Here is a 10,682-nt window from a genome sequence, read left to right on the forward strand (position 1 = left end):
CAGGAGTCGATCCGTGCGCCGACATCAAGCTCATGCGCGCTGTGGCGGCCTTTTTCCATCCCTTCCTCACAGGAGATTTCTCATGGCACTCACTTCAACCGGCACCCCCGTCTCCACCAGCAACGTCATCTCGTCGGAGCGCGTCGAGGGAACGGCCGTCTACAACACCGCGGGCGACAAGCTCGGCACCATCGATGACTTGATGATCGACAAGCTCAGCGGGCAGGTCCAGTACGCCGTCATGGAGTTTGGCGGTTTCCTGGGCATCGGGACGGACCGCTATCCGATTCCGTGGTCCGTCCTGAAGTACGACACCTCGCAAGGAGGCTATGTCGTGCCGATCGACAAGGCCGCGATCGAAGGTGCTCCGCGCTATGCCTCGGATAGCGTGCCGGACTACGACGACGTCTACAGCAGCTCGATCAACAAGTACTACGGTCTTTGAGCGGCGAGCGCGAAGGAAGCGACCGTGGCGTCCGATCCGAAGGTCATCGAAGGGATCGACGCCTGGTGGCGCGCGGCCAACTACCTGTCCGTGGGCCAGATCTACCTGCTGGACAACCCACTGCTGCGCGAGCCTCTGACCCTTGCGCACATCAAGCCGCGGCTGCTGGGTCATTGGGGCACGACCCCCGGTCTGAATTTCATCTACGCGCACATGAACCGCGCGATCGTGGCGCGAGAGATCGATGCGATCTTCATCGCAGGGCCTGGGCACGGCGGACCGGGCGTTGTCGCGAACACCTACCTCGAGGGGACCTACAGCGAGGTGTATCCGCACGTCGGCCGCGACGCGCAGGGCATGCGCCGGCTGTTCAAGCAGTTCTCCTTTCCCGGCGGCATCCCGAGCCATGTGGCCGCCGAAACGCCGGGTTCCATCCACGAAGGTGGGGAGCTGGGCTACTCGCTGCTGCACGCCTATGGCGCGGTCTTCGACAACCCCGATCTGCTGGCATGTTGTGTGATCGGGGACGGGGAGGCCGAAACGGGTGCGCTGGCCGCCAGTTGGCACTCGAGCAAGTTTCTCAATCCGAAGCGCGACGGCGCGGTGCTGCCGATCCTGCATCTGAATGGCTACAAGATCGCGGGGCCGACGGTACTGGCACGCATCGGCGACGAAGAGCTCTCCGCGCTGCTGCGAGGCTGCGGTTATGCACCACGCTTCGTCTCCGGCACGGAGCCGGCGGCAATGCACCGCGAGATGATCGCTGCGCTCGATGCCTCGCTCGATGAGATTGCAGACATCCAGCGCGAGGCGCGCGGCGGTGGCGCGGCGGCGCGACGGCGTCCGTGGCCCGTGCTCGTGCTGCGTTCTCCCAAGGGATGGACCGGCCCCAGAGAGGTGGACGGGATCCCCGTGGAGGGAACGCAGCGCGCGCACCAAGTGCCGCTTGCCGGATTCCCAGAGCATCCCGAGCGCATCGAACAGCTCGAGGCATGGATGCGCAGCTACCGGCCACAAGAGTTGTTCGACGCCGATGGTGCTCTGCGTGGCGAGATCGCGGCACTGGCGCCTCGCGGCACGAGGCGGATGAGCGCCAGCCCGCATGCGAATGGCGGCCTTCTGCTGAAGGAGCTGCGCATGCCGGACTTTCGCGACCATGCCGTGGAGGTGCCCGTGCCCGGCGCCGTCGATGCCGAGGCCACCCGTGTGACGGGCGAGTTCTTGCGGGAGGTCATGCGGCTGAACCAGGCCCAGGCCAACTTCCGGCTCATGGGACCCGATGAAACGAGTTCCAATCGCCTCGGTGCCGTCTTCGACGTGACGGACCGGATGTCGACGGCGCGGATTCTTCCGGGTGACGACCACGTAAGTCCCGAGGGGCGCGTCATGGAAGTGTTGAGCGAGCACATGTGCCAGGGCTGGCTCGAAGGCTACCTGCTCACCGGCAGGCATGGATTCTTCTCGTGTTACGAGGCCTTTATCCATATCGTCGACTCGATGTTCAACCAGCACGCCAAGTGGCTCAAGGTGTCGCGCGAGATCGGCTGGCGCCGGCCGATCGCCTCCCTCAATTACCTGCTGACCAGCCACGTCTGGCAGCAGGACCACAACGGTTTCAGCCACCAGGACCCAGGTTTCATCGATCACGTGGCGAGCAAGAAGTCGCGGGTGGTCCGCATCTACCTGCCCCCGGATGCGAACACGCTGCTGTCGGTAACGGACCACTGCTTGCGCAGTCGTGACTACGTCAACGTGATCGTCGCGGGAAAGCCGCCGCAGCCCCAGTGGCTGGACATGGAGGCAGCCATCCGGCATTGCAGCGTCGGCGCGGGCATCTGGTGCTGGGCCAGCAGCGACGAGGGCGAATCCCCGGACGTGGTGCTGGCCTGTGCCGGCGATGTCCCCACGCTGGAAACCCTGGCGGCGGTCGAGCTCTTGCGCGAGCATTTGCCGCAACTGCGAGTGCGCGTGGTCAACGTGGTGGACCTGCTGGCGCTCCAGTCACCGACGGAACACCCGCACGGGCTGTCCGACGCTGTCTTCGACTCCCTGTTCACGAGCGACCGGCCTGTGATCTTCGCCTTTCATGGGTATCCCTGGCTGATCCACCAACTGATCTACAAGCGCGCGAATCACGGCAACTTCCATGTGCACGGCTATCGGGAAGAAGGGACGACGACCACGCCTTTCGACATGACCGTGCTCAACCGGATCGATCGCTTCAGCCTCGCGTCCGATGCGATCGACCGGGTGCAACGGCTGCGCGAGCAGGCGGGTCATTTGCAGCAGCGGTTGCGCGACCGCTTGCTCGATCACCGTGCGTATGTGCGGGAGCACGGGATCGACATGCCCGAGATCGCCCAGTGGCGCTGGGGCTCGGGCGGCTCCACACCGCGCATGAGTTGAACGAGGTTCGCCACCATGTCCGTGCACGCCGTCGAGAACGCCGACACCGGAAAGACCGCCACGCTCTATCGCATGGTGATGCCCGAGCATGTCTGTCCCTATGGCCTGAAGGCCCGCTTCCTTTTGCGACGCAAGGGGTACCGCGTCGACGATCGGTGGCTGCATACGCGCGATCAGACCAAAGCCTTCAAGGCCGAGCAGCATGTTCAGACCACGCCGCAGATCTTCATCGACGGCCGCAGGATCGGCGGCTACGACGATCTGCGACGTCACTTCGGTCTCGCGGTGCGAGACCCGGACGCGCCTTCGTACCGGCCAGTGCTGGCGGTGTTTCTGGTGGCACTGCTGATGGCCGGTGCCAGCCTGCTGGCGGCGGGTCGACCCGTGTTCAGCTCGCAACTGGTGTCTGCGTTCGTCGCGTTCAGCATGTGCATCCTGGCGCTGCTCAAGCTGCAGGACGTCGAGAGCTTCTCCACCATGTTCCTCAACTACGACCTGCTGGCCAGGCGTTGGGTGGTTTATGCCTACATCTATCCGTTCGCCGAATTGCTGGCGGGCGTGCTGATGGCGAGCGGCAGGCTGCAGCGGGTCTGGGTGCCTTTGGCGCTCGTCGTCGGAAGCATCGGTGCGGTATCGGTCATCAAGGCGGTCTATATCGATCGACGCGAGCTCAAGTGCGCGTGCGTGGGCGGCAGCAGCAATGTGCCGTTGGGCTTCGTCTCATTGACGGAGAGCCTGGCGATGGTGGCGATGAGCGTGTGGGCGTTGGCGGCTCATGGCGCGCAGTGGATGCCTTGACAGAAGGATGACGCAGCGGCAGCTCGAGGGTGGGTCGGCTGCTTTCATGGAAGGAGATTCCCGTGATTCAAGCCAATGAATGGATGATGCTCGGCGAGCGAACGAGGAGCGCGCGATGATCCGCAAGCTCGCCTCGGGGCAGTACCGCCTCTATGCCCGAAAAGTCGATCCGAAGACCGGAAAGCGGCGAAACCTCGGTACCTTCGACTCCCGCGAAGCGGCACAGCAGCACGAGCGGGAGGTGCAGTACTTCAAGCGCCGCGGATGAGCATTGGCCATCCTGGAACGAAGGGTTGGGCCTGGACGCATGGCAACGCCGGGCGGTTGCTCGAGAACGGCGATGAGTTCTTTCCGCGTGTCTTCGAGGCCATCGGCCAGGCGCGCCGCTTCGTTGCCGTGGAGACCTTCATCCTCGAAGAGGACAAGGTGGGCATGGCGCTGGCCGGCTGCTTGTGCAGTTGCGCGGAGCGAGGCGTGCAAACCGTCTTGTCGATCGACGGGTTCGGCTCCGCTCGACTCTCCTGCGCGTTCGTCAAGCGGCTCTCGGATGCAGGCGTCGCGGTGAACATGTATGACCCCGGGCGGTCCTTGTTCGGCCAGCAGCTCAATCTTCTGCGCCGAATGCACCGCAAGCTCGTGGTCGTCGACGAGACCGTGGCCTTCGTCGGCGGGATCAACTTCTGCGCGGACCAGTTGCTGGGTTTCGGAGAGTTGGCCAAGCAGGACTACGCCGTGGAGTTGCACGGTCCCATCGTGCGGGATGTGCGAGATTTCATGCGAGGCGCGGTGGGCGCCGACATCCCCGCGGCCGAATCCACTACGCCGCAAGCGGGGTCAGGGTCCGCGGCCGTGCTGTTCGTCCCGCGCGACGACAAGGCGTCGCCCGACGGTATCGAAGCGATTTATCGGCAGGCAATTCGCTCGGCACGTGCACGGGTGTGCATCGCGAATGCCTACTTCTTTCCGGGCTATCGCCTGTTTCGCGATCTCTGCCAGGCGGCTCGGCGCGGCGTCCACGTCCAGTTGTTCTTGCAAGGCATGCCCGACATGAAATCGGTGCGTTTCGCGACCCGCTTCCTGTATGCCCATTTGCTGGATGCTGGGGTGGAGGTACTCGAGTATTGCGCCCGCCCCATGCACGGCAAGATCGCGATCGTGGACGACGCGTGGAGCACGGTCGGGTCGAGCAACCTCGATCCGCTGAGCCTCGCGCTCAACATGGAAGCCAACGTGGTGGTACTCAGCGAAGAACTCAATGCGCAGATCGCGGGGGCCATGGCGAAGCTGCAGGGCGAGTGTCGCCTCGTGGCACGTGACGAGCTACCTGTCTGGAGCCGATGGCCGCCGTTGGGCAGCTTCGTTGTCTTCCATATGCTGCGATGGGTGTCGCGAATCGGAGAGTGGCTGCCGCGATGGAGCCAGCGGCTTCAACGCCTGGGACATTGAATCTCCCACTTGCCGCCATTGGTGCGTGGGACCTTTCGAGACGGACCGGGTCTGATGCTTCTCATCCTTGAATTTCTTGAAGAGTTCACAGGAGACAAGTTCGGACTCCATGCCCGAAGATCGACAGACGAGCTGATCACCTTCTTCGATGGTGCGATCGTCCTGGCGCAAGAAGGCCGGGACAACCCGTTCGAGCCTTGCGCCGAGCCGAGCGCCTGAGGGACAGGCAGCCGAATACGTGCGACTTTCGCTGTTCAGACGTCGCGCTGAGACGCATGCAGGCGCTTACGATCCGCCCAGGGCGAACTGAAAAAGCTCTTGAAGAAGGTGCAAGCGGATGCCAAAGATGCCGACCTCAAGGACTTGGCCCGCAAGATACTTCCTGTAGTACAGGGGCATCTCCAATATGCCCGGCAGTTGGCCACCTCTGTCGGAAAGTGAGAGAGAGGCGAAGCAACACGCACTCAAAAAGAGAGGGTGATTCGCGAGGCTTGATCATGTCAAGCAGAGGTTGAAAATCCCAAAGCGTGCACGGGATTGGCACGGGCTTTCCAGGCCATGCTGGATGACGAGACGGAAGTGGTGACCGGTTGGAAAGCAAGCTGAATGATGCGATGGGCAAGGCCTCGCCGGCACGGGAGCTTGCCGAGCAGCGTCGCGGGCGGAGCCCGCCAGCTGCGAAAGCTGAGCAAGGCGGGCCTCTCTCGTAGTCGTCCTAGGCCTTGCGTGGCAACGCGATTCGGAGGTCCTCCAGCCAAGCTTTCCATGCGTCCTCGCGCTGCGCGGGATCGCCGCGCAACAGGGCCGAGGGATGGAGCGTCACCAGCACAGGCCTTCCAGTGGGATCCTCCTGCCATCGACCTCGCTCGCGGGTCACTGCCACCGGGCGGCCCAGAAGCGCGCGCGCGGCAGTCGCGCCGAGCGCGAGAAATGAGTGCGGACGTACCAGGTCGATCTCGTCCTCGAGCCAGTGGTGGCAGGCTGCCGCTTCGCGCTGTGCCGGTGTTTTGTGCAGACGGCGTTTGCCTCGTAACTCGAACTTGAAGTGCTTGACCGCGTTGGTGACGTAAAGTTGTTCTCTTCGCCAGCCCAGTTCCTCCAGTGCGCGATCGAAAAGCTTGCCTGCCGGACCCACGAAGGGGTGCCCGTCCCGGTCTTCCTTGTCGCCTGGCTGCTCGCCGACGACCATCACAGCAGGACGCGGCCTTCCCTCACCGCACACCGCTTGCGTGGCTCGGGCGCCAAGCGGGCATTCCCGGCAACGGTCCGTGGCGTGCTTCAAATCGGCGAGCGCCTTCTGGGCGTGCGCGATGGAGAGCCGTGTAGACATGGGGATGCGTTTCCCGGGATCGGTCGCGATCTGAGGCCCGTCACGCCATGTCGGGCTGCCCGTTTGAAGCCATGAGGCCACCGTCCACCGGCAGCGCCACGCCCGAGACGAAGCTCGCGTCGTCGCTGGCCAGGAAGGCCACCACCGCTGCGATCTCCGAGGGGTCGGCGCCGCGCCCCAAGGGAATGCGCTCGCGGAATTTCGCCATCAGCTTTCGATTGCTCTTCATGTCCTCGGTCATCGGCGTGAAGGTCAGGCTCGGGCAGACGGCATTGACGCGCACCCCGTCCTTGCCATGGTCGAGCGCAAGCGCCTTTGTGAAGTTGACGATCGCGCCTTTCGAGGCGTTGTAGAAGCCCATGCCCCAATCGCCGCCGAGTCCGGAGACCGAGCCCGTGTTGACGATGCAGCCGCGGCTCTCGATCAGGTGCGGCATCGCCGCGCGGCAGCCGTGGAACACGCCGCCGATGTTGGTCGCCATGGTCTTGCTCCAGCCATCGAACGGCGCCTCGGTCACTGTGCCCTCGACTGCGATGCCGGCATTGTTGAACAGCACGTGGAGCGCGCCAAAGCGCTTGACGGTGGCCGCGACCAATGCCTGCACCTGCTTGTAGCTCGACACGTCGGCCACCTTCACCAGCGTGCGCTCCGGCGGCAGGTCGGCGGCGACGCGCTCGAGCTTGGCCTTGGTGTCGCCGGCGAGCACGACGCTGGCGCCCTCCTGCGAGAAACGGCGGGCGGTGGCCTCGCCGATGCCGGAACCGGCGCCCGTGACGATGACGACGCGATCGGTGAAACGTTGCATGCTGCTGCTCCTGGACATGGAAGCGCCGCAGCTTGCGCGGTTGAACCGGTTCTCGATGTCGGCGCGCAGCGATTGCGTTGTCGGATGCGAGCCTGCGCACTCTCAATGCTGATACTTGAGCACGCTCAGTTCTCCGCCGGGCTCCAATCGCGCAATGCGCACCTCGGAGAGATCGGAGACGCCTTTTTCGCGAAGCTTGGACATCAGTTCCTCCGTGGTGATGAGTTCGCGGCGCAGCGTCCGGTGCATGATCCGGCCGTGCTTGACCAGCGGCTCGGCCGGTGGCTCAAGAAGGCGCGAGACGGTCGGCGATCGATAGCTGACCCAGTCGAGCGCATAGTTCCACGCGATCAGCGTCGAAATGAGCACGAGCCCATCGCCGATGGTCTTGTAGTCGCCCTGCATGGCATTGCTCGAAGCATCGGCGATCAATACGACGAAGAGCAGGTCCGCCACGCCCAACGACCCGACGTCGCGCCGCAGTAAGAAGCGGAACACGATCAGCAGAAACCAGTAAACGGCGGTACCTCGCAGCACCATTTGCCATGGCGGTGTCTCGAGATGTAGAACATCCAACAGCGAATCCATGAGTTCATCGCGGAAGAAGCTGAGGATGTTTACTCTCCGGGGAGGTTTCAGACGTTGCGTGTAGGCCGGCATGACGCGAGTGCGCCGGATTAATGAGGGGACCGAGCCGGATGCGACAACAGTGTCGGACGAAGCCGCGAATTGGGATGTGGTGCGCTCGCGGCAGTCGCCTCGCAATGAAGAATAGCGATGCTCTTTCTTACCAAGCAGTGAGCCTTTGCCATGCCTTCACGATCCTCAGGTCTGCTCGCACCCGAGCGCGCGGCGGGTCAGACAGCACTTCTGATCATCGACATGATCAACTGCTGGGATTTTCCCGATGCTGAGAAGTTGCTGCCTTGCGCCGCGTCGATCGCCCCGTACATCGCAGCATTGAAGGCGCGATGCCGCCGGTCGGGTGTTCCTGTGATCTATGCGAACGACAACCGTGGCCGATGGCGATCGGACTTTCCAGCGTTGGCGCAAGAGGCGTTGCGCCAAGGTGGTCCAGGCGCGGAAATCGCGAGTGCTCTGAAGCCCGACGCCGACGACTACTTCGTGCTGAAGCCCAAGCAGTCGGCATTCTTCGGCACGCCGCTGGAACTGCTGCTGCAGCATTTGAAGGCGAGCCGCCTGATCCTGACCGGTGTCGCCAGCGACCAGTGCGTTCTCGTTACTGCGACCGAGGCCGGCATGCGCGATCTCGCGGTGGTGGTGCCGCGCGACTGCGTGGCATCCCAATCGACGGCCCGCAATGCGCTGGTGCTACGGCAAATCGAAGAGTTTCAGAAGCTGCCCACGACACCCAGCACGCGGTTGCGGCTGATCCCAAATGCGCGCGGTCGGCAAGGACGCAGGCGAGACTGAGCTGCCCGTCTGGCAGCCGCCTGCCTGAAGGATTTGCCGGGAAGCAGTTCTTTGACGGGCAGCCTATAGCGCTCCTGTCTGACCGTCGCCGGCCGTTGCTCGCGGCACCGTCGCCCCATGGCTCCGCTTCGCCACCTTGCCGTCACCGTCCTCCAGGCCAGCGCCAACGCCTTTCGGTGGCGACTGGTGGAGCTCTTGCCAGACGGACAGTGGAGCGTCATCGAAGAGCAGGCTTCTGCGGTGAAGAGCTACAGTGCCGCGATGGCGGCCGGTCTGGTTCGGTTGCAGGGTATGGTCGAAGACTTGAGTGTCGGACCGCGCGAGGAAGAGGCGGATGCGCCTGCAGCAAAAGCGGCTTCGGGCATGTTCGGCTTTGGATTCGGTCTGCCGAAGTAGCCCGCTGCCGCCGTCCGAGTGACTGCATTGGTACGCGTCGACGTCCGACAGGCAGCTCCTGCGCGAGATCGCAAGTTGGATGCCTTCCAGCCATTCTCGAAAGGAAGCGACCATGAGACTTGAACAAGCCAGAAACGACGAGCGCGACGGACGACGGGTCTTTCGCTGGGGTATCGGTGCAGTGATCGTGGTGGTCTTGCTGGTTGTCTTCTACAACGTCATGTCCCACCGCCGCAATGACGCGGCACCCGCGGGTGGCCAGGGCATTTCCCAGCCCGCGCCACAGTCGGCGCCAGCAAGCCCGAACGGTGGCGGTGCTGCAGGCGTTGGAGGGGTCACGGGCAATGGCGGTGGCGGGGGGCAGAGCCAGACCGGTACGCAATAGCCCCGTGTGAGCCGGTGCTCCGCTCATGGGTCGCGCGTTTATTCGCCCGTAGTGGCGCGGCGCAATGCCGATCCTGCGCTACCGCTGGTTCTTCCCATGAAGACGAGAGGCATGCGTTGCGGGCCTTTGATCGTCCCGTTACTTGGGAAGTAGCACTTTGTCGACGACGTGGATCACACCATTCGATTGGTAGACATCAGCGATCGTCACCGTGGCCGTGCCACCCTTCTCATCGGTGATCATGACCTTGCCACCTGCTGACTTGGCGATCAAGTTTCCGCCGGCGGCGGTCTTGAGTGTTGCCGAGCCATTGCCGTCCTTAATCATGTTCATCAGCGCTGCCGCGTCGAGCTTGCCGGGAACTACGTGGTACGTCAAAACCGTGGTGAGGGTACCTTTGTTCTCCGGTTTCAGAAGCGTATCGACGGTGCCGGCTGGAAGGGCCGCAAAGGCGTTGTTGGTCGGTGCAAAGACAGTGAACGGTCCCGGACTCTTGAGCGTGTCCACCAATCCGGCAGCCTTGACGGCCGCGACAAGCGTGGTGTGATCCTTCGAGTTGACGGCGTTGTCCACGATGTCCTTGGCCGCGTACATGGGAGCACCGCCGACCATGACTTGTGCAGTCGCGACCGCGGCGGTTCCGAGCATCGCCATCGCGACAAGGCACGAGGAAAGCAGGCGGGGCAGGGTAAAAGAAAGCATGAATAGCTCCTTGAAGGTGTTGGCCTGAGCAGACTGCAGCAGGTCACTCTTCTACGGATGCCCTGAAAAGGTGGATGAGGATGGTGAGCGCGCCGCATGGGCATGAATCCGGCATCGTGGCGACTGCGTAGCGCGAGCCTGTGCCCTTGGCACTGTCAAGTCCCGCGGTTAGTCCCAGCTGGCTGCTAGCCGGTTCGAACTTTTCCGACAGTACGCTTCTTCTTTTTCCGACCCCGTGGCCCATGACATCGCGCCATGCTTCTCGTACCCAAAAGTGTGACAGCTAACGGGCTTGCGCTCGGCTTCTGCCGGGCGCTTTTCTTTGTGCGGCTTGCGTGTGTCCACGAAGAAAAGAGGAACGACCGGCGGTTGCTGGCCTCCGGGATTTGCTTGGCGAAGCCGATGTGAATGGATTGAACTTGACGCGACGTAGCCTGCCTCTCGAGGCGCTTTGCCGGTGCATAGACGGCGCCCGGGCATGGTGAAAACCCTCGGTAAAAAAATCGCATCCGGTTGAACTTCCGGCCCGTACTCA

The 10,682-nt window shown here is 63.3% G+C and carries 14 protein-coding genes; 10 read left to right on the forward strand and 4 right to left on the reverse strand.

Features of this window, described 5'->3' with window-relative positions:
- The first annotated feature begins 82 nt into the window (after positions 1-82).
- The 7 genes from ACODT0_RS37680 (at position 83) to ACODT0_RS37710 (ending at position 5,536) form a co-directional block, all read left to right on the forward strand.
- A complete protein-coding gene (locus ACODT0_RS37680; RefSeq protein ID WP_479668672.1) occupies positions 83-445 on the forward strand; it encodes a PRC-barrel domain-containing protein in 363 nt (120 codons plus the stop codon).
- A gap of 24 nt (positions 446-469) precedes the next feature.
- Positions 470-2,851, forward strand: coding sequence for a phosphoketolase family protein (locus ACODT0_RS37685; RefSeq protein ID WP_479668671.1), 2,382 nt, complete (start codon positions 470-472; stop codon positions 2,849-2,851).
- A gap of 15 nt (positions 2,852-2,866) precedes the next feature.
- On the forward strand, positions 2,867-3,649 hold the full coding sequence (locus ACODT0_RS37690; RefSeq protein ID WP_479668670.1) for a MauE/DoxX family redox-associated membrane protein: 783 nt from the start codon (positions 2,867-2,869) through the stop codon (positions 3,647-3,649).
- A 115-nt stretch (positions 3,650-3,764) separates the two neighbouring features.
- Positions 3,765-3,917, forward strand: a complete 153-nt coding sequence (locus tag ACODT0_RS37695; RefSeq protein ID WP_172705509.1) for a hypothetical protein — start codon at positions 3,765-3,767, stop codon at positions 3,915-3,917.
- A complete protein-coding gene (gene clsB, locus ACODT0_RS37700; RefSeq protein WP_479668669.1) occupies positions 3,914-5,095 on the forward strand; it encodes a cardiolipin synthase ClsB in 1,182 nt (393 codons plus the stop codon). Before ACODT0_RS37695 ends, clsB begins: the two co-directional genes overlap by 4 nt.
- A 54-nt stretch (positions 5,096-5,149) precedes the next feature.
- Positions 5,150-5,314, forward strand: a complete 165-nt coding sequence (locus ACODT0_RS37705) for a hypothetical protein (RefSeq protein ID WP_479668668.1) — start codon at positions 5,150-5,152, stop codon at positions 5,312-5,314.
- 87 nt (positions 5,315-5,401) lie between these two features.
- Positions 5,402-5,536: a DUF4142 domain-containing protein gene (locus tag ACODT0_RS37710; protein WP_172705510.1), complete on the forward strand. Its 135-nt coding sequence runs from the start codon at positions 5,402-5,404 to the stop codon at positions 5,534-5,536.
- Positions 5,537-5,810: 274 nt separating this feature from the next.
- Here ACODT0_RS37710 and ACODT0_RS37715 read toward each other — a convergent pair whose 3' ends face one another.
- The 3 genes from ACODT0_RS37715 to ACODT0_RS37725 all read right to left on the reverse strand — a co-directional run bounded on the left by ACODT0_RS37715 (position 5,811) and on the right by ACODT0_RS37725 (position 7,890).
- The gene (locus tag ACODT0_RS37715) at positions 5,811-6,425 is read right to left on the reverse strand and encodes a UdgX family uracil-DNA binding protein (RefSeq protein ID WP_057591441.1); all 615 of its coding nucleotides are present in this window, start codon (positions 6,423-6,425) and stop codon (positions 5,811-5,813) included.
- Between the two features lie 40 nt (positions 6,426-6,465).
- The gene (gene budC, locus ACODT0_RS37720) at positions 6,466-7,230 is read right to left on the reverse strand and encodes a meso-2,3-butanediol dehydrogenase (RefSeq protein ID WP_479668667.1); all 765 of its coding nucleotides are present in this window, start codon (positions 7,228-7,230) and stop codon (positions 6,466-6,468) included.
- 102 nt (positions 7,231-7,332) lie between these two features.
- A complete protein-coding gene (locus ACODT0_RS37725; protein WP_479668666.1) occupies positions 7,333-7,890 on the reverse strand; it encodes a DUF421 domain-containing protein in 558 nt (185 codons plus the stop codon).
- A gap of 150 nt (positions 7,891-8,040) precedes the next feature.
- On the opposite strand from ACODT0_RS37725, the gene ACODT0_RS37730 reads away from it, so the two are divergent.
- The 3 genes from ACODT0_RS37730 (at position 8,041) to ACODT0_RS37740 (ending at position 9,445) form a co-directional block, all read left to right on the forward strand.
- Complete coding sequence (locus tag ACODT0_RS37730; RefSeq protein ID WP_479668665.1) at positions 8,041-8,664, forward strand: cysteine hydrolase family protein; 624 nt, start codon at positions 8,041-8,043, stop codon at positions 8,662-8,664.
- 117 nt (positions 8,665-8,781) lie between these two features.
- On the forward strand, positions 8,782-9,060 hold the full coding sequence (locus ACODT0_RS37735; protein ID WP_479668664.1) for a hypothetical protein: 279 nt from the start codon (positions 8,782-8,784) through the stop codon (positions 9,058-9,060).
- Between the two features lie 112 nt (positions 9,061-9,172).
- On the forward strand, positions 9,173-9,445 hold the full coding sequence (locus ACODT0_RS37740) for a hypothetical protein (protein WP_216087378.1): 273 nt from the start codon (positions 9,173-9,175) through the stop codon (positions 9,443-9,445).
- Positions 9,446-9,583: 138 nt separating this feature from the next.
- Here ACODT0_RS37740 and ACODT0_RS37745 read toward each other — a convergent pair whose 3' ends face one another.
- Positions 9,584-10,099, reverse strand: a complete 516-nt coding sequence (locus ACODT0_RS37745; protein ID WP_261212828.1) for a fasciclin domain-containing protein — start codon at positions 10,097-10,099, stop codon at positions 9,584-9,586.
- Positions 10,100-10,682: the final 583 nt, after the last annotated feature.

It is taken from the genome of Variovorax sp. FG153 (assembly GCF_057809595.1).